Source organism: Paraburkholderia sabiae, from assembly GCF_030412785.1.
GTDB classification, from domain to species: Bacteria; Pseudomonadota; Gammaproteobacteria; order Burkholderiales; family Burkholderiaceae; genus Paraburkholderia; species Paraburkholderia sabiae.
In genome coordinates this window covers 1,178,900-1,204,188 of record NZ_CP125295.1, presented here as the reverse complement: position 1 = coordinate 1,204,188, position 25,289 = coordinate 1,178,900, and the positions used below count along the sequence as shown (strand labels likewise).

The window sequence follows — 25,289 nt, the reverse complement described above, 5'->3', positions numbered from 1 at the left end:
AGAGAGCGTGATGATGAACAAGTCTCCGACACGCGCCGTCCGATTCGCGCAGAACACCTTCCCGACATTCGTCGCGCTCGCCATGCTCATCGCGCTGACGGGATGCGGCGGCGGTGGCGGCGGCGCTTCAGGCACATCTGGCGCTTCGCCCCAAACATCGGCCACGCCGCCGTCTGCGAGCGGCACGCCCACGGCCAGCGCACCCGTTGCGGTCAGCACGCCCGTAGCAACGGTGCCGCAATCGACGGTTCCCAACGTCCAACCGATCGTCGTTACGACGACGCCGACGCAGACCCGCAACATGCTCACGACGAGCGTAACGATCTGCGCGCCCGGCACCGCCAATTGCGTGACGATCGATAACGTACAGGTCGACACGGGCTCGCAAGGCTTGCGCGTACTTGCATCGCAACTGCCCGCCAGTCTCGCGTTGTCGGCCGTATCCGCGACAACGTCTGCGGGAGCGACGAGCAGGATCAGCGCCGAATGCAGCGTGTTCGGCACCGGCTTCACATGGGGCGCCGTACGGACCGCCGACGTCCGCATGGCCGGCCAGCTTGCCGCCGGCGTCTCGATCCAGGTGATCGGCGATGCGACCGTTCCCACCGTACCTGCCGACTGCGCCGCGTCAGGCTTGCCCATGATGACGCCCAGCACGCTGCGGGTGAACGGCATTCTCGGAATCGGTCTGTTTTCGGTCGATTGCGGTGGCGCCTGCATCACGTCGGCCTTGCCGCGCTGGTACTACGGGTGCGATGTCGCGGGCGCGTGTGCCTCGACCACGCAGCCGCTCGATCAGCAGGTCGCCAACCCCGTCAGCCGGTTTGCACTCGACAACAACGGCGTCGTGATCGATCTGCCCGCCGTCGGGCCGAACGGCGCGGCAGCCGTCAACGGATCGATGATCTTTGGCATCGGTACGCAGGCCAACAACACGCTTGGCAGCGCCACAGTCCTGAAGGCCAATTCCATCACGGGCTATGTAACGACCTCGCTCAATGGTCAACCGTATTCGCAGAGCTTTATCGATAGCGGATCGAATGGCCTGTTCTTTCCGAGTACGACACTCACACGGTGCGGCTTCTGGTGGTGTCCCGCGTCGACGCAATCGCTGACGGCCACGCTGACGGGAACAGACGGCGGATCGGCATCGCCGGCTTTCTCGATTGCCAATGCCCAGTCGCTGTTCGCCACGCAAAACTATGCATTCGATAACCTCGGCGGACCTTCTAACGCGTTCGATTGGGGACTGCCGTTTTTCTATGGCCGCCGCGTCTACACCGCAATCGAATCCCGGCTCACGTCTGCTGGCCGCGGGCCGTACTACGCGTTTTGAGCACGCATCATGGTAATCAACGCCGCGCTCTGATCTACCTGCATACGAAACCTGGCGTGGTTTCCCGGGACGCCGCGCCAGGTTTCGGCCACGATCAGTCGCTGAGCACGATGCCGATTCCTGCCCGCACAATCGTGCTGTTACTGCCCGCCGACGCTACACCCGCATTGAGATTGATCGTCCCTTTCTCATTCCAGCGCGATACACCGAGCCCAAACGCCGCTTGCCCACGATAACCCGCGACACCGGCATTCAGTGTCGTGCGTCCCGGCAGATAAGGCGTGACGATCTGCAGAGCCGAAGCGGATGCGATGCCCTTGCGTGTGCTTCTGTCGAGATCATGAATCGACTGATTGGTTTGATCGACGGCTGCATTTAGCTGATTCAGGTTCACGGCGTCCGTCCCACGCGTGCCCGGCGCGACGTTGACGATTTGCCGCTCGCTGCCCGCCTGACCAACCGATACGGTATTCGCACGATCCGCGACCGAACCCGAGCCCAACGCGACGGCCCCACTGGCGAGCGCCTGGCTGCCCGTGCCGAACGCCGACGCGTTAGCGCTGTTCGCGACAGCCTGGGCGCCGACGGCTGTCGCCGCCGCAGCGTTCGACTGCGCGCCACCACCGAGCGCCGTAGCCTGATCGCCGTTTGCGAGAGCGGCCGCACCAACCGCCGTAGCGTGCGTGCCCGTCGCGGAGGCAGCTTCCGCCGTGGCGTCTCCATTCGCGCTGACGAATGGCGTCGGCACGCCCGAAATCTGCACGTTAGCAATCTGACTGATCGCATCGTTCAATTGACCGAGGTTGACGGCGTCGGTGTCGGCGGTGCCCGCAGCGACGTGCGTGACCTGCCGCTCGTTTCCGAACGAGCCGACCGATACCGAGTTGGCCCGATCGGTGACCGCATTGGCGCCGAGCGCGACCGAATTCGCGAACGCAGCCTGCGCGCCGCCGCCGATCGCAACGGAATCGGAGCCCGTCGCAAGCGAATCGGCGAGCGTCGAATTCGCGTGGAAAAAGCGCGCCTCAATACCGTTATTGATCACGTTGCCGAGCGCGACGTTGAGGTCGTTGATCGCGGTCGTGTTGCTGGTGACACGGCCGTCGAGATTACCGAGCGCGTCGCCGACATTGCGGAACACGCTGCCACCCACGCGATAGCTCGGCGCAACCACCGAGCCGTCCGTCGCCACTGACGCCCCTCCGCCAAGCGCCGACGCAACGCTCGCGCTCAGGCCGTGCAACTGACTGCCATTGATCGCATCGAGGCTGGCAGCGTCGACGGCGCCATCGGCGACATTGGCGAGGTGCACAGGCGCACTTGCTGTCGCTCCGCCCAGCGTTACCCTGGCGTGCGCCGACGAGTCGTACATCACGGCATCGGCCAGCCCGGAGGACACCGTGCCGCGCAACTGGCTCACGTTGACCGCGTCGGTGTCGGCCGTTCCCGCCGCGACGTTGATGATCTGGCGCTGCAGCGTCGCATTGCCCACCGACACCGTGTTCGCCCGGTCGGCTTTCGCGTTCGCGCCCAGGGCGACTGCGCCGTTCGCCACCACCGAACTGCCGGATCCCAAAGCCAGTCCGTCCACAGCGCCCGAGCCAGCGAATGCGTTCACGCCGATCGCTACAGAACTTTGGCCGTTCGCGAGGGACATCGAGCCCAACCCAAGCGCATCGGCGCCGTCCGCAGACGCCATGTAACCGATCGACACCGCCCGGTCCGCATTGAAACCCGTTGATGCGCTATAGCCAATCACCGTCGAGTTGATGGCCAACGCCGCCGTACGCGTGCCCACCGCCGTCGATCCCATGCGGCTTGCGGCAGCGCCCGCCCCGACCGCGAGCGCGTTGCTGCCCGACGCGTTCGCGGACGGCCCGATCGCCATCGTGTTCAGTTCGTTCGAAACCTCTGTCGGCGCGCCCGCCATGACGTTGGTGCTGACCGCGATGTAGTCGGTGACGGAAGCGGCAAGCGCCGCCGGCGACCACGCAATGGTCCCGAGACTCATAGCCACGGCCATGCCGATGCATCCTTCCAGCGAATAAGCCCGCTCACGCCTGACACCCATTCCGCTCTGCAAATTGCTCATCCAACACCTTGAAACGAGAAACCACTACCCTCCCCAAAATGCGGCATCGGATGGGTTCAGCGATATTGCTTCGGATACCGAATCAATAAAGATACGGTATTCGATGAGCGACAGCGCCAACGCCCCGCCGGGATGCCTCCTACGTACCGTCACTTCTTCGATGTCGGTTACGACGGGCAAATCCTACGGAGACGAGGCGACCGTCAATACAAGAAAACTCCCAAAGTCGGAATTATTCGATTCGCGCGCGCGACGCCCGTCAACCGACATGCGTCGGGAAAAGAAAATGGGGAAAAGAGAAGCAGCGCGAGCAAAGCGCTGGGCGCAACCCTACGAACCGCCGCCGGCGAGCACCCGTTCGAGCGCCATCGACCGCGCGGCCTCCTCGGCTTCTTCGCGGGTATCGAACACACTACCGGATACGTGGACCTGATGCCATTCGGGATTGTCGGCGGCATCGCGGAAGATGCGAAAGCGCGCGCAGTAGCCGCGCGGCGTGACGGGGACCACGTCGATATCGACGGAAGCGCCTTCGATCTGGTGTCTGACGAAGCCGTCCATGCTGCCCTCCTGACATCTGCGTTGCACGCAGAAATCCTAGCATGGGGTTTCGAGGACTGCCGGTGCGTCGCAGCATGCCCGCTGCATCGCTGCACTACGGCGGCGCGGCGCACTGTGGCGCCGCCCGGATCACTCGCCGGACTCGGCCTGGTCGCCCTTCGGAGCGTCCTTCACGAGGCGCGCGGGCGCGAGCCAACGGAACGTGCTCTGGCCGTTCGCGTCGTACGTGCATTCGACTGCCGCGGGCACAACGGTCTTGTGCGGCCGGTTCTTCTGGAACGCGGCCGTGACGGGCGCAAGCAGGCCCGCTTCGATGATGTTGGTGTTGGGCGGCTTGGCGACGGCCGCTTCGGACGCCGTCTGCGGATGCTCGAGCGTGCCTTCCACGACGACGCGGCTGCCGTTGATGCCCGTGCCCGTGTGATGAATGGTCAGCGTGTCGGCGGCGGAAACCTCCTGCGCCGACTGCCGCATCGACTGCTCGCATGCACTCGTGTTCTTGTACGTGGCCGCGCATCCCGCGGACAAGGCGGCCACCACCATGCAGCATGCGATAACAGGAGTGCGGGTCTTCATCGATCTTCCGGAATTCAGGGCGACGGCCATTGTAGCCTGGCTCGCCGCCACGAGCATGAAGCGCGGGCCGGCCCATATAAAGCAAAGGGCGCCCGCAGGCGCCCCCGATACGACTCATGCGCAAGCAGCGCTCAGTCTTCCCAGCTGTCCGGCAGGCTTTGCGTCAGCGTCGACACAAAGGTCGCCGTTTCCGCTTCTTTCGGCTGCGTGAAGATATCGCGCGAACGGCCCTGCTCGACGATCGAGCCATTGCTCAGAAACACGACATTGCGCGCGATCGATGCCGCGAGCCGCAGATCGTGCGTCGCCATCAGCATCGTCATGCCTTCTTTCGCGAGCTGACGCAGCACTTCGACCACTTCGGCGGCAAGGCCGGGATCGAGCGCGGAAGTCGGCTCGTCGCACAGCAACACTTCCGGCGAGGGCGCAAGCGCGCGGGCAATCGCCACACGCTGCTGCTGTCCGCCCGACAGCGTGACGGGCCACGCATCCGCCTTGTGCGCGATGCCAACCTTCTCGAGCAGTTCGAGCGCGCGCACGCGTGCACGTTCGCGTTCCCACTTCTGCACGGTAATGAGCCCTTCCATCACGTTCTCGATCACCGTCCGGTGCGGGAACAGCTGGAAATTCTGGAACACCATGCCCGTGCGACGGCGAATCGCGAGGACAGCTTCCTTCGACGGCTTTTCCGTACGGCTGAACCGGATGCCCTGATCGCCGAGTTCGAGCGACCCCGCTTCGGGAATTTCGAGCAGGTTCACGCAGCGCAGCAGTGTGCTCTTGCCGCTGCCCGACGGCCCGATCAGCGCCGTCACGTTGCCCTGATCGAGCTTCAGATCGACGCTGTTCAGCACGCGATGATCGCCGAAATACTTTTCGATTTTTTCGAGGCGGATCATCGTTCAGTTACCCGACGTGAAAAGCGCGTGACGGCCGAAGCGGCGTTCGAGACGCACCTGCGCGGACGACAGCACCGAGCTGAACACCAGATAAATCAGCGCGGCTTCCGTATAGAGAATCAGCGGTTCGTACGTGACCGATGCAATGCGCTGTGCGGCCTGGAAAATCTCCGGCACGGTCAGCACGGCAGCGAGCGACGTATCCTTCACGAGCGCGATGAACGAATTCGACAGCGGCGGCAACGCGACGCGCGCGGCCTGCGGAAGAATGGCGCGGCGCAGTGCCTGCGCGCGCGTCATGCCCATCGAGTACGCCGCTTCCCACTGCCCTTTCGGAATCGATTCGATCACGCCGCGGATCACTTCCGAGTTATACGCACCGACGTTCAGCGAGAAGCCGATGATGGCCGCCGTCAGCGGATCGAGCACGATCCCGACATTCGGCAGGCCATAGAAGATGACGAACAGCTGGACCAGCAGCGGCGAGCCGCGAAACAGCCACACATAGAAGCGCACGATCGCCACCGACCACTTCGGCCCGAACAATCGGGTCAATGCGACGATGAACGCGAGCGCCAGCCCGATCGCGAACGACACGAGCGTCAACGGGACGGTGAACACGAGGCCCGCGTACAGCAGCGGCCACAGCGAGTCACCCATCAGGTGCAACCATGCAGGCATGATTCAGGCTCGCCTTCGTGCTTTACTTGGAAACGTCTTTGCCGAAGTACTTTTCGGAGATCTTCGCGTACGTGCCGTCAGCCTTGAGTTCCGCGAGTGCCTTGTTGATGGCGGCCTGCAGTTCCGGGTTGCCCTTGCGGATCAGCACGGCCGAGTGGTCGGAGCTGTCCGACGACGTATCGATCGCGGCGATCTTCACCTTCGCGTCCGGCTTGTGCTTCTTGAAGTCGAGGAACGACAGCGAGTCGTTGACCGTCGCGTCGACGCGGCCCGACGTCAGCAGATCGATCGATTCGTTGAAGCCTTGCACGGGCACCACTTCCGCGCCGTGCGCGGCGGCGATCTTGCCGAAGTTGCTGGTCAGCGTATTCGCCGACTTCTTGCCCTTCAGGTCGTCGAAACCCTTGATCGTGCTGTTGTCCGAGCGAACGATCAGCGCGGCGTGCGAGACGATGTACGGCTCCGAGAAGTCGTACTTCTGCTTGCGCGCATCGGTAACGGCCACTTCGTTGATCACGGCGTCGTAGCGGTTCGCGTCGAGACCGGCGATCAGACCATCCCATTTGCCTTCGACGAACTCGGCCTTCACGCCCAGCTTCTTCGCGATCGCACGGCCGATTTCGACGTCGAAGCCCGTCAGCTGGTTCGACGCGTCATGGAACGTGAACGGCGCGTACGTGCCTTCCGTGCCGATCTTGAAGGCGCCGGCGGACTTGATCTTCGCGAGATCGTCGGCGGCGAATGCGGCCGTGGCCGTCGCGACCTGTAGCAGGCCGATCAGCAGAAGGGATCGAATCGACTTCATAGGGTGTGCTCCGTGGTTCGTTTTGTGTCTGCCGGACTGCGCGCCCGGCTGCGTGGGGCGGACTGTAGCAAACGGGCTTTATTTCCACAACGCATTTTGAGCCGCATGGATATGCTGCGGCGGAATATGGTGCGGCGAAATACGTAAGTATACGGGGTTGTGGGTGGGGGTGCTTTTGGGGTTATTTTTTGCTGGCAGCGCCTTTTCTCGTTCAGGCTTTTGCGCTGGCGTCCGCGTTTTCGTAGCGGTGCTTCATACGTTGCCCCTGTGCGGGGCGGCACCTACTTTTCTTTGCAGCGGCAAAGAAAAGTAGGCAAAAGAAAGCCGCTTCAAACCTCCGGCGCCTGCCAGGATAACAGCACGGCGCACGTTCCTTGAGCTGTCGCGCAGCGACGCAAACACTCCGTAGAAAGCCCGCAGTCAGGCGCGCGCGGCGCGTAAGGTGACATCCACTTGGGGCACATACGGGCGGCTTGTTTTTGGTGCGCTTGCCGTCAGCTTGATCGCGGCAGTATGTGTTCCGGACAGTGTGGGATTTTCGCGGCGTGCGCGGTTGACTGCGGGCTTTCTACAGAGTGCGGACGTCGCTGCGCGATAGCTCAACTGCGGCATGCCGTAGTGCGAACCTGGCAAACACCGGAGGTTCAAAAGCGGCTTTCTTTTGCCTACTTTTCTTTGCCGCTGCAAAGAAAAGTAGGTGCCGCCCCGCACAGGGGCGACGCTAATAAACCGCTACGAATTCGCGGATGCCAGCGCAGCCAAAAGCAAAAACCAAAACCTACCTCTCAACAGGATGCGGCTCCTTGAGCCGATTAGCCACCCGCACAGCGTCATAGTAAGCCGCATTAGGAGGCCGCTTCAAATACATACCCGCACCGCGTTGCGCGCGAAGATCCCCATCAGCCCACACATGCGCCCCACGCGCAAAAGTATGCACAGCAACACCCTGCACAGTCATCCCTTCAAACACATTGAAATCCACCTTCTGATGATGCGTCTGAGCGGAAATCGTCCTGCTACCAGCAGGATCCCAGACAACGAGATCCGCATCCGCCCCAACCTGCACAGCGCCCTTACGCGGATAAAGATTAAAAATCTGCGCGGCATTCGCAGAAGTAATGCGCACAAACTCATTCGGCGTAATACGCCCTTTATTCACGCCCTCGTGCCACAACACGGACATCCGATCCTCGACCCCGCCACATCCGTTCGGAATCTTCGTGAAGTCCTCGCGGCCCATCGCCTTCTGCGATGCGCAGAACACGCAATGATCGGTGGCCGTCGTATGCAGCTGACCTGATTGCAAGCCGCGCCACAAAGCCTCGCGATGCTCGCCCGTGCGAAACGGCGGGCTCATCACATGCGCAGCGGCACGCGTCCAGTCGGGATCGCGATACACGCTTTCGTCGATCACCAGGTGCCCCGGCAGCACTTCGCCGAATACGCGCTGGCCTTCATTGCGCGCGCGTGAAATCGCTTCGACCGCCTCTTTCGACGACACATGCACGATGTACACCGGCACGCCGAGCACCTGCGCGATACGGATCGCGCGATTCGCGGCCTCTCCTTCCACTTCGGGTGGACGTGACAACGGATGCGCCTCCGGTCCCCTAAAGCCCTTCGCCAGCAACTGCTTCTGCAACTGGAACACGAGTTCGCCGTTTTCCGCGTGCACAGTGGGCAGCGCGCCCAGTTCGAGCGAACGCGAGAAGCTGTTCACGAGCACTTCGTCGTCGGCCATGATCGCGTTCTTGTAGGCCATGAAGTGCTTGAAGCTCGACACGCCATGCTCATGTACGAGCGTCCCCATGTCTCGATAGACGGAGTCGTCCCACCACGTCACGGCCACATGAAAGCCATAATCGGCCGATGCTTTTTCCGCCCAGCCGCGCCATTCATTGAACGCGTCCATCAACGGCTGCTTCGGGCTCGGGATCACGAAGTCGATGATGCTCGTCGTGCCGCCCGACAGCCCCGCCGCCGTGCCCGTGTAGAAGTCGTCGCTCGCCGTCGTGCCCATGAACGGCAGTTCCATATGCGTGTGCGGATCGATACCGCCCGGCATCACGTATTGATCGTGTGCATCGACGATATGCGCGCCTGCGGGCGGATCGATCGTGCGATCGATCTGCAGGATCGTGCCGCCGTCTTGCGGGTCCGCGATCAGCACGTCGGCTCTATGCGTGCGGTCCGAATCGATCACCGTGCCGCCGCGAATGAGAGTTGTCATCGGTTGCCTCCTCCTTCGAATATCGAAACCGGAATCACGCGCTTGCCATGCTCGCGCCCGGGCTGCGCCGCATCTTCATCCACGCGCCGTACACGATCGATGCCAGCGCCAGTCCCACGAACCATGCATACGTGTAGAGCGTATTGAAGATCGCGGGCACGTTCGGAAACGATGCGGGAAACGCGGTATGCAGAAAGCCCGGCAGGTTCGGCAGCACGCCGATCACGAGTGCAACGACAGCGGCCATGTTCCAGCCGCCCGTATAGCTGTATTCGCCGTTTTCGTCGAAGAGTTCGCGCTGATCGAGCCGCGTGCCGCGAATGAAAAAGTAATCGACCATCAGGATGCCCGCGACGGGACCAAGCAGCGCCGAATAGCCGACGAGCCACGTGAAGATATAGCCTTGCGTCGTCGCGAGAATCTTCCACGGCATCATCACGATCGCGATGGTCGCGGTAATCAGCCCACCCGTTCGATACGAAATGCCCTTCGGCCAAAGGCTCGAAAAGTCATACGCGGGTCCGACGAGATTCGCCGCGAGATTGCAGCACATCGTGTCGAGCGTGAGGATGATGAGCGCCACGCCTACGCCGATGCCCGTCATGCGGCTCGTCAGATCGATGGGGTCCCAGATCGCCTTGCCGTAGATCACGACCGTCGCCGACGTGACCACTACGGAGATCACCGACAGCAACGCCATCGGCACCGGCAAGCCGATCGACTGGCCGACGATCTGATCGCGTTGCGTTCTCGCGAAACGCGTGAAGTCAGGGATATTCAACGCGAGCGTCGCCCAGAAGCCGACCATCGCCGTGAGTCCCGGCCAGAACGTGAGCCAGAACAGTCCTTCCTTCTTGCCGCCCGGCGCAAACTGCGAAGGCGCGGAAAGCATCGAGCCGACGCCGCCCGCCTTCGACGTCGCCCACCACACGAGCGCGATGCACATCACGACCTTGATCGGCGCGGACCAGCTTTCGAGCCAGCGGATCGAATCCGTGCCGTGCACGATGAAGTAAATCTGCAACGCCCAGAACGCGAGAAAGCACGCGAGCTGTCCAATCGAAATGTCGAGAAACGGCAGCGCCGCGCCGTGAAGCGCATTGCCCGTCAGGATGTTGAGCAGCGTATAGATCGCGCTGCCGCCGAGCCACGTCTGGATACCGTACCAGCCACACGCGACGATTGCGCGCAACATCGCAGGCAGTTTCGCGCCCTGCGTGCCGAACGACGACCGCACGAGCACTGCGTACGGAATGCCGTGCTTCGCGCCCGCGTGACCGATCAGCAGCATCGGCACCAGCACGATCACGTTGCCGAGTAGCACCGTCAACACCGCCTGCCACGGCGACATGCCCTCTTCCGTGAGCCCGGCCGCGAGCATGTACGACGCGATGTTCATCACCATGCCGACCCACAGCGCCGCGAAGTGATACCACTTCCACGTGCGCTGCGCCGGGCCCGTCGGCGCCAGGTCGTCGTTATAGAGACTGCTGCCGCCGGCCACTTGAGATGCGTCGGCGGATTGCGCTGTCTGCTTCATCGATGGATCTCCACTTGACCGCTCGTTGACTTTCAGTCCTGTTTTTCAGGCTGCTTTCGCTGCTTGCTGTGCGTGGGTCGTGTCGGGCGTATCCGCAACGACACGCGCGGGATTGTTCGGATGCGTGGTCCAGTTCGCGTACTCGCCGCTATCGACGCGCTCCATCGTGATGCATTCCTCGACGGGACACACATGCATGCAAAGATTGCACCCGACGCATTCCGCATCGACCACTTCGAAGTGCCGCTTGCCGTCCTTCTCGCGCGTGATGGCCTGATGCGATGTGTCTTCGCATGCGATGTGGCACAGGCCGCATTGAATGCACTTGTCCTGATCGATGCGCGCCTTGATGTCGTACTTGAGATTCAGGTACTTCCAGTCCGTCACGTTTTGCACCGCGCGGCCGCGAATATCGTCGAGCGTCGCGTAGCCCTTCTCGTCCATCCAGTTCGACAGACCGTCCGCGAGATCGGACACGATGCGAAACCCGTAATGCATCGCCGCCGTGCAAACCTGCACGCTGCCTGAGCCGAGCACGATGAACTCGGCGGCATCGCGCCACGACGAAATGCCGCCGATGCCGGAGATCGGCAATCCAGGCGTCTCCGGATCGCGCGCGATTTCGGCGACCATGTTCAGTGCAATCGGCTTCACGGCAGGACCGCAGTAGCCGCCATGCGTGCCCTTGCCGTCGACGGTCGGCATCGGCGCCATCTGATCGAGATCGACGGCGACGACCGAGTTGATCGTGTTGATCAGCGACACGCCATCCGCGCCGCCCTTATACGCGGCGCGCGAACCCATGCGGATATCGCTGATGTTCGGCGTGAGCTTCACGAGGCACGGCAGCTTCGTGCCTTCCTTCACCCATCGCGTGACCATCTCGATGTACTCCGGCACCTGACCGACAGCCGAGCCCATCCCGCGCTCGCTCATGCCGTGCGGGCAACCGAAGTTCAGTTCGACGGCATCCGCACCTGTGTCTTCAACGAGTGGCAGGATCCACTTCCAGTCGTGTTCATTGCACGGCACCATCAGCGATACGATCAGCGCGCGATCGGGCCAGTCTCGCTTGACCTGCGCGATCTCGCGCAAGTTGACGTCGAGCGGCCGGTCGGTGATCAGTTCGATGTTGTTCAGTCCCGCGATACGCTGGCCATTCCACTGCACGGCGCCGTAACGCGAACTGACATTGACCACATGCGGATCGAGCCCGAGCGTCTTCCACACGACGCCGCCCCAGCCCGCTTCGAACGCGCGGTTCACGTTATAGGCTTTGTCGGTCGGCGGCGCGGACGCGAGCCAGAAAGGATTCGGCGACGTGATGCCGGCAATCGTGCAGCGTAGATCGGCCATGTTCGGCTCCGTGGGGATTCGGTTTTATCGTTGCGCGTGACGACGAACGCGTGCGAGCGCGTTTCAGGCCGCTTTCACGGCTGCGAGCGCGAATGCCGCATCGATCGATGCCGCCGCGAGCTTGCCGTCCTGCACCGCCTGCACCGTCAGATCGATGCCGCCCGACGCCGCGCAATCGCCGCCCGCCCACACGTTATCCAGCGAAGTGCGCATGTCGGCGTCGACCGCGATGCGGTGCTGATCGAGCGTCAGGAGTGCGTGCTCGAGACCCGTTGCGACCAGCGTTTGACCGATTGCCTTGAGCACCATGTCGGCTTCGACCGTGAAGCGCTCCGCGCTGCCATCTCGCGCAGTGCGTTCGAATTCGACGCCCGTCACGATGCCGTCGCTGCCCATCAAACGCACGGGCTTCGCATGCGTGATGAGCGTCACGCCCTGCGTCTGCGCGAACTCGCGCTCGGCCCACGTCGCGCTCATCGATTCGACGCCGCGCCGGTACACCATCGTCACATTCGTCGCACCGAGTTTGCGGCTTTGCACGGCTGCATCGACGGCCGTATTGCCGCCGCCGATCACGACCACGCGGCGGCCCACGGGCACCGTCGAGAGATCGGTCGCTTCGCGCACCTGCTCGATGAAATCGACGGCATTCATCACGCCGCTCAATGCTGCACCTTCGAGTTCGAGCGCACGCACGCCCGTCAGTCCGATCGCGAGAAACACGGCATCGTGTTGTTGACGCAGCGAATCGAGCGTCACGTCACGGCTCAAAGCAACGCCTGTTTTCAGTTCGATTCCGCCCACCGACAGCAGCCATTGCACTTCGCGCTGTGCGAAATCGTCGACCGTCTTGTATGCGGCGATGCCGTATTCGTTGAGGCCGCCTCCCTTGTCGCGTGCGTCGTAAATCGTCACACGATGACCCGCCACGGCCAGGCGATGCGCACAGGCAAGCCCCGCCGGTCCCGCGCCGACGACGGCCACATGACGTCCGCTATCCGCTGCGCGCGCGAACTGCACGGCATCGTGCGCCATCGCCCAATCCGTCGCGTGGCGCTGCAATGCGCCGATCGCGACGGGCTTCGCGTCCTGGTGATTGCGCACGCATGCGCCTTCGCAAAGAATCTCCGTCGGACAGACGCGCGCGCACATACCGCCCAGCGGATTCGCGGACAGTATGTCGGTCGCGGCGCCCTTCAGGTTGCCGTTGCCGATCTTGCGGATGAAGCTGGGAATATCGATCTGCGTGGGACACGCCTGCACGCATGGCGCGTCGTAGCAGTAGTGACAGCGGCTCGCGGCCGCGGCGGCGGCTGTGGGATCGAGCAGCGGCGCGATGTCGGCGAATTCGCACGAAAGCTGGTCGGACGACAGGCGGTGCGCCGCGATGTCGCCCGTTTGCTTGATGGCCATACGCGTTCCTTCGTCAAGGTGAGGACGTAGCCGTGCCTGCCGGCTTCGCTCGAACGAAGCCGGGACGGCATGTGTTATAGGTGAAGCGTTGCAGCCTTAATGCGTCATCGAGTTCTTACGATGCAGGTTCGCACGCTCGCTCGAGCATCGCGTGCAGCAGCACGTTCGCGCCCGCCTCGATCCATTCGGGCGTCGCGTCTTCGATTTCGTTGTGACTGATGCCGTCCACGCACGGCACGAACACCATCGATGTCGGCGCCACTTGCGACAAATAGCACGCGTCATGACCCGCGCCCGACACCATGTCGCGATGCGAATAACCGAAACGCACGGCTGCCGCGCGCACGGACTTCACACAGGCCGCGTCGAACCTGACGGGTTCGTAGTAAAAGATCTGTTCGAGCTGCGTTTCGAGGCCGATGCCGCCTGCGATCTTCGCGACGCCTTCGCGCAACGCAGCATCCATTTTCGCGAGCACGGCGTCGTCGGGATGACGGAAGTCGACCGTGAAAAATACGCGGCCAGGAATCACGTTGCGCGAGTTCGGATGCACCTGCATCATGCCGACCGTCGCACACGCGAGCGGTGCATGATCGAGGCCGATACGGTTGACGAGATCGACGACGCGCGCCGCGCCGAGCAACGCGTCCTTGCGACGCGGCATCGGTGTCGGACCTGCGTGCGCTTCCTGACCTGTCAGCGTGATTTCGTACCAACGCTGGCCCTGGGCATCAGTGACGACGCCGATCGTCTTGTTCTCGGCTTCGAGTATCGGCCCCTGCTCGATGTGTAGTTCGAACGCCGCATGCAAGGGCCGGCCACCGCATGGCACGTCGCCCGCATAACCAATCCGCTTCAGTTCTTCACCGATCGTCTTGCCGTCGACGTCCTTGCGCGAGAGCCCATAGTCGAGCGTGAACACGCCCGCAAAAACACCCGACGCCACCATCGCGGGCGCGAAGCGCGAGCCTTCCTCGTTGGTCCAGATCACGACTTCGATGGGATGTTCGGTTTCGATGTTGCGGTCGTTGAGGCTGCGGATTACTTCGAGACCGCCCAGCACGCCGTAGATGCCGTCGAAGCGGCCGCCCGTCGGTTGCGAGTCCGCGTGCGAGCCCGTCATCACGGGCAGTGCATTCGGGTTCGTGCCCGCGCGCCGCATGAAGACGTTGCCCATCTGGTCGACGCTCACCGTGCAGCCTGCGTCCTTTGCCCAGCTGACGATCAGGTCGCGCCCCTCTTTGTCGAGATCGGTCAGCGCGAGACGGCAGACGCCGCCCTTCTGCGTCGCGCCGATTTTCGCCATCGTCATCAGGCTGTCCCACAGGCGTTTGCCGTTGACGGCGATCGACGTATCGAGTCCTTGTTTCAACGCTTCGGATACCGCATTCATTCGTCTTGCTCCTCTGGATCAACACGTTTTGCAGTTCAACCGCGAGCGGCGCAAAAGACGTTGCATCTCTCGCGACGAAGTGAAACGGGTGTATCGGCGGCGCTATCGGATCCGCTTTGGGGCATCCGTGCATGCGTGGCGTGCGTCGCGGTAAACCCTGGGGATCGCGCACATCGCGAATCCTGTCCGACTGGACAGGTTGTAGCCGATTAAAATTATCAAATCAATGTCTTTTGTGCGGGCTGATACAGATCGCGGCGAGAGCGAGAAGCATGCCATTGCAATGCAGCAACGCGACTCGTATGCATCGCGTTGCGGTGAACAGGTCTATGTCGAACGCGAAACGAACGGCTAGAATGAAGCGCGACGCGGCACCCGGGCCACGCGAGGGCAACGATGAAACACGACAAGCCAGTGGAAGAAGCGGCAGTGAGCGAGACCGATCACGACGTAGCGCCCGCACCTTTGCGGCGGCGCAAGGCTCACATTCGCGAGAGCAACGAAGCGCATCTTCTGGCCTGCGCGGAAGCCGTTTTTGCGGAGCGCGGCTTCGAAGGCGCGAGCACAGCGATGATCGCGGAACGCGCAGGCTTGCCGAAAGCCAACGTCCATTACTACTTCCCGACGAAGCTCGCGCTCTATCGCCGCGTGCTCGAAGATCTGTTCGAAGACTGGCACCGCGCGGCGAATACGTTCGAAGGCAGCGACGATCCTGTCGAAGCGATCGGCGGTTATGTGCGCGCGAAGATGGATTTGTCGCGGCGGCGGCCGCTCGGTTCGAAGGTGTGGGCGAACGAGATCATCCACGGCGCAGAGCACATGATCGATATTCTCGAACAACGCGTGAAGCCGTGGCTCGATACGCGCGTGACCGTCATCGACGACTGGATCGCGCGCGGACTGCTCGCGGACGTCGATGCAAAAACGCTGCTGTACATGATCTGGGCGACGACGCAGCACTACGCGGATTTCGACGCGCAGATACGCGCGCTGGGCGGCAAACGGGCATTGTCACAAAAGGCCTTCGATGCAGCGACGGAACAGGTCGTGCAACTCGTGATTCGCGCGTGCGGCGCGAAGTCGCCTGCTGAAAAGACCTGATGCCCGCACGCGTTGAGTCCTTTTTTCAGTACGTTTCCAGATGCAGCCGCCCTTCACGCTTGAGCTTCTGCCATAGCACGTCCCATTCGAGACCGTGCCGATCGGCGATGTCCTTGAGCGACTGCAACACGCCGTCTTCCATGCCCTTCAGCCCGCACACGTAGATATACGTGCTGTCGTCGCGAAGCAGTTGCGCGACGTCGGCGGCACGCTCGCGCATCGCGTCCTGCACGTAACGCTTCGGCTCGCCGGGCGTGCGTGAAAACGCGAGATTCGTGTCGATGAAATCCTTCGGCAGATTCGTCAGCGGGCCGAAGTACGGCAGCTCTTCTTTCGTGCGCGCGCCGAAGAACAGCATCAGCTTGCCCGTTGCGCCTTTGAGTCTGCGTCGACGGCGATACTCGGTCATTGCGCGCATCGGCGCGGAACCCGTGCCCGTGCAGATCATCAGCAGATGCGAGTTCGGATGATTGGGCATCAGGAACGTGCTGCCGAATGGGCCGATTACGCTCACGACATCGCCCTTCTTCAGATCGCAAAGATAGTTCGAGCTCACACCGCTGGCCGCGTTGCCGTGATAGTCCTGCGTGACGCGCTTCACGGTCAGCGACACGTTGTTGTAGCCGGGGCGTTCGCCATCGCGCGGACTGGCGATCGAATACTGGCGCGCATGATGCGAACGTCCGTCGGCGGCGCTGCCTGGCGGCAAAATACCGATCGACTGGCCTTCGAGCACCGGGAACGGCATCGATCCAAAATCGAGCACGATGTGATGAATGTCGCTTTCCGTCGCTTCGTCGGTGAGCCGGTAGTTGCCGACGACCGTCGCCGTCGTCGGGTTCTTGTGCGTGTAGAGATTCACATACGGACGCGCCGCGGACCACGGCGGCACCACGGCGCCGCGCACCGTATCGACTTCGATGCCTTGCGCTTCATTCGTACTGTCGCTGCTTGCCGATGCAGTGTCGGCTGATGCTTCCGATGCAGCCGGCGGCGCCATCGTTCCCTGCTCCGGCAACACGTCCCACGTGTATTGCTCGTCGATACTCCACGCGTCGGCCTTCAGCACCGTGCGCCAGTTGTCGATTGCTCCTGTCGGGCACGGCGGCACGCAGGCCATGCAGCCGTTGCACACATCGGGCATCACGACGTAGTTGGTGCCGTCGTGTGTGATCGCATCGATCGGACAGGTCTCTTCGCATGTGTTGCAGCGAATGCAGATCTCCGGATCGATCAGATGCTGCTTGAGAATGTCGACCGGTACAGGCGCGTTCATGATGACTCTCTCTTTCGCTGTTGCTACGCGACGCCTAGTTGAAGCGCACGTATTCGAAATCGACGGGCTGACGGTTGATGCCCATCGCGGGCGGCGCGATCCAGTTCGCGAACTTGCCGGCCTCCACCACGCGACCCATCAGCGACGCGACGTACGCGCGGTCTTCCGGTGTCGGCAGCCACTTCGCTTCGTTCGCGGCCCATTCGGCCTCGCCGATCACGCGACCATCGGGCGACACACGCGTGCCCGCAAAGGTGCCGATCTGACGATTGAACGCCTTGTGCGGAACGGTCAGACGAAAATCGATGCCGGCCTTTTCCAGCACCTTGTTCCAGCGGCCGACGCCCGCGACGGAATCCTTGATGTAGTCGTCGCGCAGCACCTCGTTCATCGCGTTGAGCATGGGCACTTCGCGTTCGACCAGCTTGCCGTCCTCGACATCGAGCAGCTTGTAGCTTTGCCCGTTCAACTGATGATCGTCGTCGCGCTTCGTCTCTTCATAGCGGCCCTTGAGCCCCGAGTTGTAGAACGTCGCCGCATTCGACGACTGGTCCGCACCGAACAGATCGATCGTCACCGAGTAGTGGAAGTTCAGATAACGCTGGATGGTCGGCAGATCGATCACGCCTGCTGCGCGAAGCTTGCTGACGTCGTCGGTCTTGAGTTCGTTCATCACCTGCGCGGTGCGCTGCACGACGCGCGACACACCCGATTCACCGACGAACATGTGATGCGCTTCTTCCGTCAGCATGAACTTCGTCGTGCGCGCGAGCGGATCGAAACCGGATTCGGCGAGTGCGCTCAACTGGAACTTGCCGTCGCGATCGGTGAAGTACGTGAACATGTAGAACGCGAGCCAGTCAGGTGTTTTCTCGTTGAACGCGCCGAGAATGCGCGGGTTGTCGTCGTCACCCGAGCGACGGCCGAGCAGCGCTTCCGCTTCTTCGCGTCCATCGCGGCCGAAGTAACGATGCAGCAGATACACCATCGCCCACAGATGCCGCCCTTCCTCGACGTTCACCTGAAAGAGGTTGCGCAGGTCGTACATCGACGGCGCCGTGAGCCCCAGATGACGCTGCTGTTCGACGGAAGCCGGCTCCGTATCGCCTTGCGTGACGATGATGCGGCGCAGGTTCGCGCGATGTTCGCCTGGCACGTCCTGCCACGCGGCTTCGCCCTTGTGCTCGCCGAAATGGATCTTGCGATCCTGATCGCCCGGCGTGAGAAAAATGCCCCAACGATAGTCGGGCATTTTCACGTAGTCGAAATGCGCCCAGCCGCCGGGATCGACGCTCGTCGCAGTGCGCAGATAGACGTCGAAGTTGTGCGAGCCGTCAGGGCCCATGTCGCCCCACCACGACAGGAAGTTCGGCTGCCATTGCTCGAGCGCGCGTTGCAGCGTGCGATCGTCGGCGAGGTTGACGTTGTTCGGGATCTTGTCGCTGTAGTTGATCGTGGACATGTCGGTTCCTTGAGCGCGATGCGTGTTCGTGTGATTGGCGAGAGGCGTGTGTCGTTGCAGGCCGTGTTCGGCTCGGATTTCGACTCAGACCCGCGAGACGTCGAATTGCGCCTTGCTGCCCTTGCCGTACACCTTGAGCGCGCCCTTCTCGCCCACCGCGTTCGGCCGGTTGAAAATCCAGTTCTGCCACGCCGTCAGACGTCCGAAGATGCGCGTCTCCATCGTTTCGCGGCCGTTGAAGCGCAGGTTCGCCTCCATGCCCGTCAGCGCATCAGGCGACATCGCCGCGCGTTCTTCAAGCGCGATGCGAATCTCGTCGGCCCAGTCGATGTCGTCCAGCGATGCCGTCACGAGGCCAAGACGTTCCGCTTCCACCGCTTTCACCGGCTCGCCGATTGTTGCGCGCACGGCATCGAGAGGTTCGGTCTCTTCGTAGAAACGCCGCGCAAGCCGCGATTGATGCGTGACCATCGGATACAGACCAAAGTTGACTTCCGACAGCGTGATCGCGGGCTCTTCATCTTCGTTCGCGGGCAGCGCGGCCATGTACGTGCGGTCGGCGGCAAACGCGAATTCGGCGAACGTGCCCGCGAAACACGAACCCGGTTCGATCAGCGCGAACAGCGAACGCGACGACACGTCGAGGCGCGCAAGCGTGCGGCGCAGCAGACCAATCGTCTCGCGCACGAACCAATGGTCCTTGTGCTGAAGCAGCGTGGCATCGGCGGCGAGCACGGCGCGCGCATCGCCTTCCGTCTTCAGGATCCACGTGCCGATGTCGAGTTCGTTGGTACGCATCGACAGGATCGCATCGTCGAGTTCGCGCGCAAACTGCAGCGGCCACCAGTTCGCACCCTTCGCGACGATGCCGTCGATACCGGAAGGTTGCTGCGTCGTCGGTGCTTTGGCAGTGAAAGTGGCCGTACGCTTCGCGCGGTCGATCGTCACGTCGAGCGTCGCGTACGTGAGGCCGTCTTCGCGATCCGTGCGTTCGATGCGCGTCAGCGTCGCGCCTTGCGCATCCGCCGGACGATCGCTCTGCTGCGCGAGTTCCAGTGCGCGCGCCGCGATGGCCTGCTCGAACTGGTTCGGCTTCACGACTTCATCGACGAGACGCCACTCCTTCGCACGTGCGCCACGAATGCCTTCGACGACGGTGCAGAAAATATCGGCGCGATCGTGTCGCACCTTGCGCTTGTCGGTGACGCGTGTAAGTCCGCCCGTGCCCGGCAGCACGCCGAGCAGCGGCACTTCCGGCAGCGCCACCGACGACGAACGGTCGTCGACCAGATAGATCTCGTCGCACGCGAGCGCCAGTTCATATCCGCCGCCGGCACATGAACCATTCACAGCTGCAAGAAACTTCAGGCCCGAGTTGCGCGACGAGTCCTCGATGCCGTTGCGCGTTTCGTTCGTGAACTTGCAGAAGTTGACCTTCCATGCATGCGACGACAGACCCAGCATGAAAATGTTTGCACCCGAACAGAACACGCGATCCTTCAGGCTCGTAAGTACCACCGAACGCACTTCCGGATGCTCGAAGCGGATGCGCTGAAGTGCATCGTGCAGTTCGATGTCGACGCCGAGATCGTATGAATTGAGCTTCAGCTTGTAGCCATCGCGGATACCGCCGTCTTCGGCGATGTCGATGCCGAGCGTGGCAACCGGACCGTTGAATGACAGCTTCCAGTGCTTGTACTGCGATGGGTCGGTGCGGTAGTCGACTTGCGCGGCGGCGGTGTCGGCCGGGGACATGGCTGAGGACATGGGGCGTCTCCTGAAGCGGTGCAGTTCGTTTTAACGAACAATAGTGCACCGCCTCAGCCATGTAAAGCACTTTACTTCATGTTTTCGGGTTATCCCCTAGCGGCACTGTTCAGCTTCAACCGCACCACATGCATTAGGTTTCGTCGCCCAGTTCGGCAGCGAGCCGAGCGGCAAGGCGGTCGCGCAGTTGCAGGTAGGCGTCGGCGAGCGTGCGTTCGCTCGTGTCGAAAATCATGTCGGCGCGGTTGTAGAGTTCGCTGCGTCCCGCGAGGATGCGCTTCAGATCCTCCATCGCCTCCTTGTTGCCCGACATCGGCCGCAGATCGCCCTGCGCGACGACGCGGCGCATGTGCTCTTCCGGGCTGGCCTGAAGCCACACGGTGAAACAATGCGCGAGCAGCGCGTTGAAGGTGCCGGGCTCCGACACCAGCCCGCCCGGCGACGCGATCACCGCCCGCTCGTGCTCGCCGATCACGGCCTCCAGCGCGCGCTGCTCGTAGCGGCGATACGCGCTCGCGCCATACAGCGAGTGGATCTCCGACGGCGGACAGCCCGCCATCTGCTGGATCACCTTCGTGATCTCGATGAACGGCACCTTGCGCTCCTGCGCAAGCATGCGGCCGAGCGTCGACTTGCCCGCGCCGCGCAAGCCGATCAGCGCGATGCGGTCCTTGCGATGCGGGTCGCGCGGTGCCTGCGCGAACATCTCGGAGAGCGCGACGCGCGCGCGCTGCAACGCCGCCTGATCGCGGCCCTGCAACAGTTCGCGAATAAGCAGCCATTCGGCCGACGACGTCGTTTCGTCGCCGATCACTTCGGCGAGCGGACAGTTCAGCGTGGCCGCGATCTGCCGCAGCACCAGCACCGATGCGTTGCCGACACCCGACTCGAGATTCGCGAGATGGCGCTCCGACAGGCCCGTTTCCGACGCCAGCGTCTTGCGGGTCATGCCGCGACGGGCCCGCAGCAGGCGCACGCGCTCGCCCATCGCGGTCAGAAACGGATCGCGCTCTTCGCGCTCGGCCTTCGGCGCTTCATCGTCGGCGCGCGGGGTTTGGGCTGCATCGGCGGAGTAAGTTTGGTTCATATCTGGAAGCCTCATCGCCTAGGTATATGTACTATAGTGCTTGACATGCTCAAGGTGAACGGTTAATTTTCGCCGCATATCGAGGCAATAACAACGCCATCAGCCCTCGTCCGGATGGCATAGGCGAAATCGGAGACGCGCGGTGGCATCGCACATGAACTAAGGTGCGTGTCGACCGGCAGCAAACTATCTTGCAGGAGGCCCCGTGCAACGCAGATCGCATCGGGCCGACAGGAGGCAAGCATGTCCCCCCAAGACTTTCAGCGTCTGATTGCAGGCGTCACGGCGGAACTGGAAGGACGGCCGCTCGACGCGTCGCTCGGCGTGTGGCTCAACGCGACCTGGGCCGCCGGCAGCGCGACTTACGATGCCCTCGCCGACGCATGCCGCGCGGGCGTCGCCGAAGGCTGGCTGTGCAATCGCGAGCATGGCGGCATCCGTTTCGGCCGCATCATCAAGCCCACGCCCGACACGCATGGTTTTTCCGTCGACGTCGTCGACATGCAGGACATTGCCGGTCCGCATCATGTGCACCCGCACGGCGAAATCGATCTGATCATGCCGCTCACCGAAGGCGCGACCTTCGACGGCCATCCCGCTGGCTGGTGCGTCTATGGTCCCGGCAGCGCGCATCGGCCGACAGTTGCCCAAGGCCAGGCGCTGGTGCTTTATCTGTTGCCGCAAGGTGCAATCGAATTCACGCGAGACAACGCCGCTGCCTGACGCGATAGCGCGATCACGCGACGGCACGAAGTCTTCACATCCTGCACTCCTGTTCCCACGCACGCCGCCACCTCGCCGGAGGACATATGCAAGCCTTGCTGGAAACGCCGCCTGGCGAGCCCGCGCCAAAAGTCGAAGCGCCGCCCGCGCAGTTCAACTTCGCGTCGCATCTGTTCCGGTTGAACGACACGCGTGCCGACAAGGCGGCCTATATCGACGACGCGGGCGTCACATCGTTCGCACAACTCGAAGATCGCGCGCGCCGTTTCGCTTCTGCGTTGCGCGCGATCGGCGTGCATGCCGAAGAGCGCATCCTGCTGGTAATGCTCGACACAGCCGAACTGCCGGTTGCGTTTCTCGGCGCGCTATACGCGGGCGTCGTGCCCGTGGTCGCGAACACTCTGCTGACGGCCGCCGATTACCTGTACATGCTCACGCACAGCCACGCCCGCGCCGTGATCGCTTCCGGCGCGCTGTTGCCGGCCGTCGAGCAGGCGATGAGCGAAGCTGAACACGACGGCTGCCTGCTGATCGTGTCGCAACCCGTCCATCTCGATCCGCCGCCCTCGCATGTGCTGAACCAGCTGATCGACGGCGCCGAACCTTTGCTGAAACCGAATGCATGTAGCGGCGACGACATTGCATTCTGGCTGTACTCATCCGGTTCGACGGGCAAACCGAAAGGCACCGTGCACACGCACGCGAACCTGTACTGGACTGCAGAGCTTTATGCGAAGCCGATACTCGGCATCACTGAACGCGACGTCGTGTTCTCCGCGGCCAAGCTGTTCTTTGCCTATGGCCTCGGCAATGCACTGACGTTCCCGCTGTCCGTCGGCGCGACGGCTGTGCTGATGGCCGAGCGCCCGACGCCGGACGCGATCTTCAGGCGGCTCGTCGAACATCGGCCGACTATCTTCTACGGCGTGCCGACGCTGTACGCGAACATGCTGGTGTCGCCGAACCTGCCTCCACGCGGGCAGGTCGCGATGCGTGTGTGCACGTCGGCGGGCGAAGCATTGCCGCGCGAGATCGGCGAGCGCTTTACTGCGCATTTCGGTTGCGAGATTCTCGACGGCATCGGCTCGACCGAAATGCTGCACATCTTTCTGTCGAATCGCGCGGGTGAAGTCGAGTACGGGACAACGGGCCGTCCAGTGCCTGGATATGAAGTGGAGTTGCGCGATGAAGCGGGCCATCCCGTGCCCGACGGCGAAGTCGGAGATCTGTTCATCAAGGGTCCAAGCGCCGCGCTGATGTACTGGAGCAATCGCGAGAAGTCGCGCGCGACCTTTCTGGGCGAATGGATCCGCAGCGGCGACAAGTACTGCCGGCTGCCGAACGGCTGCTATCAGTATGCGGGCCGCAGCGACGACATGCTGAAAGTGAGCGGCCAATACGTGTCGCCCGTCGAAGTGGAAATGGTGCTCGTGCAACATACTGCAGTACTGGAAGCCGCCGTCGTCGGCATCGATCATGGCGGCCTCGTGAAAACGCGTGCATTCGTCGTGCTGAAGCAAACTGCCGATGCATGCGATGCACTCGCCGATGAACTGAAGTCGTTCGTCAAAGGCAAGCTCGCGCCGCACAAGTATCCGCGCGATATCGTGTTCGTCGACGACCTGCCGAAGACGGCGACAGGTAAGATTCAACGCTTCAAATTGCGAGAGCAGCTCAACAGCTGAAGAACGGAATGGCCGAACCTGTCACGACCTTGCGCGACGTCTCCCCGAGCGCGTCGGTCGCATTGCCGGCGAATGCGCATCGCGGCGCGCTGAATATCGAATATCGCTGGCTCAATGCACATCTGGCCGACGCGCCACTTGCCGTGTTCCTGCACGAAGGGCTCGGTTCCGTCGCGATGTGGAAGGACTGGCCACAGACCTTGTGCGACGGGCTCGGCATGCGCGGTCTCGTGTATTCGCGGCCGGGTTACGGACGTTCGACGCCGCGTCCGCATGACGTCAAGCTGCCCGTCGATTTCATGTCAGTGCAGGCGCGCGAGGTGCTGCCCGCGCTGCTCGATGCACTCGACGTCAACGAAGCGGAAAGAAAACGCATGTGGTTGATCGGTCACAGCGATGGAGGATCGATCACGCTGCTTTATGCTGCCGCTTTTCCTGATGCACTGGCCGGCGCAGTCGCGATCGCACCGCATGTTTTCGTCGAGGACATTTCTGTTGCCAGCATTGCCGAAGCCAAAACGGCCTACGAACAGAGCGACCTGCGCAGCAAGCTCGCGCGCCATCACGATGATGTCGACTCGGCGTTCTATGGCTGGAACGATATCTGGCTGAGCGATGCGTTCCGGTCGTGGAGCATTGTCGATGAACTCGACTGCATCCGCTGCCCGCTGCTCGCTGTGCAGGGTTACGACGATCATTACGGCTCCATGGCGCAGATCGACACGATCGCGCAACGCGCCGCGCAGACGCAACTGACGAAGCTCGAAAACTGCGGACACTCGCCTCATCGCGATGCGCCACGTGTACTCAACGATGCGATCGTCGCGTTCATTGGAACGCACTCCCGTTCCGCGCGGATCTGAGCGAAAAGCACCGAAGTTCTCCACAGAATCTGTGCGCGACCCTGTGGACAAGCTGCCGATAACGCGGCCAAGTCATTGAACCGTCACAGGGAATGCGCACTGCATCACATGCAGTGCGCTTCGTGCTTCATTCCGCACTTTGATGCATGCACCTTGCAGGCGCTTTTACCTGCATCTCGTTGCATGACGCTTCGCGATTCTTTCTTCAGCTCACGCTTCACATTAGCTACACACGCGCTGGCTATCCTTTCGCGTCTCTCAAGCATGACGCCGGAGGATGACGATGCCCGCTCTGCACAAAACTGCATGTAGGCCGCGACGCAACCGTTTGCGTTTAGCGTTCGCCGTCATCGCGATGTCATCGGCCGTCGCGGCGTGCGGAGACGACGCATCAAGCGAGGCCGCCTCGCAAGAACACTCACAGCAGACACAGCAGGCACAGT

Annotated in this window: 20 protein-coding genes; 5 read left to right on the top strand and 15 right to left on the bottom strand. The window is 62.5% G+C overall.

From position 1 onward, the window contains the following. Nucleotides 1–13: 13 nt before the first annotated feature. Nucleotides 14–1,336, top strand: a complete 1,323-nt coding sequence (locus tag QEN71_RS05440) for a DUF3443 domain-containing protein (RefSeq protein ID WP_201650259.1) — start codon at nucleotides 14–16, stop codon at nucleotides 1,334–1,336. Nucleotides 1,337–1,430: 94 nt separating this feature from the next. Here QEN71_RS05440 and QEN71_RS05435 read toward each other — a convergent pair whose 3' ends face one another. From QEN71_RS05435 to QEN71_RS05385, 11 genes are all read right to left on the bottom strand, one after another. After that, complete coding sequence (locus QEN71_RS05435; protein WP_201650044.1) at nucleotides 1,431–3,428, bottom strand: YadA family autotransporter adhesin; 1,998 nt, start codon at nucleotides 3,426–3,428, stop codon at nucleotides 1,431–1,433. 330 nt (nucleotides 3,429–3,758) lie between these two features. Next, nucleotides 3,759–3,989, bottom strand: a complete 231-nt coding sequence (locus QEN71_RS05430) for a hypothetical protein (protein WP_201650043.1) — start codon at nucleotides 3,987–3,989, stop codon at nucleotides 3,759–3,761. Nucleotides 3,990–4,118: 129 nt separating this feature from the next. Continuing rightward, a complete protein-coding gene (locus QEN71_RS05425) occupies nucleotides 4,119–4,565 on the bottom strand; it encodes a hypothetical protein (protein ID WP_201650042.1) in 447 nt (148 codons plus the stop codon). A gap of 131 nt (nucleotides 4,566–4,696) precedes the next feature. Continuing rightward, entirely contained in the window at nucleotides 4,697–5,464 is a 768-nt protein-coding gene (locus QEN71_RS05420) for an amino acid ABC transporter ATP-binding protein (protein WP_201650041.1), read from the bottom strand. Nucleotides 5,465–5,467: 3 nt separating this feature from the next. Then, the gene (locus QEN71_RS05415; RefSeq protein ID WP_201650040.1) at nucleotides 5,468–6,145 is read right to left on the bottom strand and encodes an amino acid ABC transporter permease; all 678 of its coding nucleotides are present in this window, start codon (nucleotides 6,143–6,145) and stop codon (nucleotides 5,468–5,470) included. A 22-nt stretch (nucleotides 6,146–6,167) separates the two neighbouring features. Then, nucleotides 6,168–6,950: an amino acid ABC transporter substrate-binding protein gene (locus QEN71_RS05410; RefSeq protein WP_201650039.1), complete on the bottom strand. Its 783-nt coding sequence runs from the start codon at nucleotides 6,948–6,950 to the stop codon at nucleotides 6,168–6,170. 778 nt (nucleotides 6,951–7,728) lie between these two features. Further along, a complete protein-coding gene (gene hydA, locus QEN71_RS05405; RefSeq protein WP_201650038.1) occupies nucleotides 7,729–9,180 on the bottom strand; it encodes a dihydropyrimidinase in 1,452 nt (483 codons plus the stop codon). 34 nt (nucleotides 9,181–9,214) lie between these two features. Further along, nucleotides 9,215–10,720: an NCS1 family nucleobase:cation symporter-1 gene (locus QEN71_RS05400; RefSeq protein ID WP_201650037.1), complete on the bottom strand. Its 1,506-nt coding sequence runs from the start codon at nucleotides 10,718–10,720 to the stop codon at nucleotides 9,215–9,217. Nucleotides 10,721–10,765: 45 nt separating this feature from the next. Further along, nucleotides 10,766–12,076: an NAD-dependent dihydropyrimidine dehydrogenase subunit PreA gene (preA, locus tag QEN71_RS05395; protein WP_201650036.1), complete on the bottom strand. Its 1,311-nt coding sequence runs from the start codon at nucleotides 12,074–12,076 to the stop codon at nucleotides 10,766–10,768. Between the two features lie 63 nt (nucleotides 12,077–12,139). After that, nucleotides 12,140–13,489 (bottom strand): NAD(P)-dependent oxidoreductase, encoded by a 1,350-nt coding sequence (locus tag QEN71_RS05390; RefSeq protein WP_201650035.1) that lies wholly within the window; start codon nucleotides 13,487–13,489, stop codon nucleotides 12,140–12,142. A 115-nt stretch (nucleotides 13,490–13,604) separates the two neighbouring features. Then, nucleotides 13,605–14,882: a Zn-dependent hydrolase gene (locus QEN71_RS05385; RefSeq protein WP_201650034.1), complete on the bottom strand. Its 1,278-nt coding sequence runs from the start codon at nucleotides 14,880–14,882 to the stop codon at nucleotides 13,605–13,607. A gap of 396 nt (nucleotides 14,883–15,278) precedes the next feature. On the opposite strand from QEN71_RS05385, the gene QEN71_RS05380 reads away from it, so the two are divergent. Further along, on the top strand, nucleotides 15,279–15,983 hold the full coding sequence (locus QEN71_RS05380) for a TetR/AcrR family transcriptional regulator (protein ID WP_201650033.1): 705 nt from the start codon (nucleotides 15,279–15,281) through the stop codon (nucleotides 15,981–15,983). Between the two features lie 25 nt (nucleotides 15,984–16,008). On the opposite strand, the gene boxA is transcribed toward QEN71_RS05380, so the two are convergent. The 4 genes from boxA to QEN71_RS05360 form a co-directional block, all read right to left on the bottom strand. Continuing rightward, on the bottom strand, nucleotides 16,009–17,259 hold the full coding sequence (gene boxA / locus QEN71_RS05375) for a benzoyl-CoA 2,3-epoxidase subunit BoxA (RefSeq protein ID WP_201650032.1): 1,251 nt from the start codon (nucleotides 17,257–17,259) through the stop codon (nucleotides 16,009–16,011). A gap of 34 nt (nucleotides 17,260–17,293) precedes the next feature. Then, a complete protein-coding gene (gene boxB / locus QEN71_RS05370; protein ID WP_201650031.1) occupies nucleotides 17,294–18,721 on the bottom strand; it encodes a benzoyl-CoA 2,3-epoxidase subunit BoxB in 1,428 nt (475 codons plus the stop codon). Nucleotides 18,722–18,805: 84 nt separating this feature from the next. After that, complete coding sequence (boxC, locus tag QEN71_RS05365) at nucleotides 18,806–20,476, bottom strand: 2,3-epoxybenzoyl-CoA dihydrolase (RefSeq protein WP_201650258.1); 1,671 nt, start codon at nucleotides 20,474–20,476, stop codon at nucleotides 18,806–18,808. Between the two features lie 145 nt (nucleotides 20,477–20,621). Next, complete coding sequence (locus tag QEN71_RS05360; RefSeq protein WP_201650030.1) at nucleotides 20,622–21,575, bottom strand: helix-turn-helix transcriptional regulator; 954 nt, start codon at nucleotides 21,573–21,575, stop codon at nucleotides 20,622–20,624. Between the two features lie 243 nt (nucleotides 21,576–21,818). Between QEN71_RS05360 and QEN71_RS05355 the strand changes: the two genes are divergently transcribed. The 3 genes from QEN71_RS05355 (at nucleotide 21,819) to QEN71_RS05345 (ending at nucleotide 24,846) form a co-directional block, all read left to right on the top strand. Then, the gene (locus tag QEN71_RS05355) at nucleotides 21,819–22,298 is read left to right on the top strand and encodes a DUF4863 family protein (protein ID WP_201650029.1); all 480 of its coding nucleotides are present in this window, start codon (nucleotides 21,819–21,821) and stop codon (nucleotides 22,296–22,298) included. Between the two features lie 86 nt (nucleotides 22,299–22,384). Next, nucleotides 22,385–23,983, top strand: a complete 1,599-nt coding sequence (locus tag QEN71_RS05350) for a benzoate-CoA ligase family protein (protein WP_201650028.1) — start codon at nucleotides 22,385–22,387, stop codon at nucleotides 23,981–23,983. Nucleotides 23,984–23,991: 8 nt separating this feature from the next. Further along, nucleotides 23,992–24,846 (top strand): alpha/beta fold hydrolase, encoded by an 855-nt coding sequence (locus QEN71_RS05345; protein ID WP_201650027.1) that lies wholly within the window; start codon nucleotides 23,992–23,994, stop codon nucleotides 24,844–24,846. The last annotated feature ends 443 nt before the right edge of the window (nucleotides 24,847–25,289 follow it).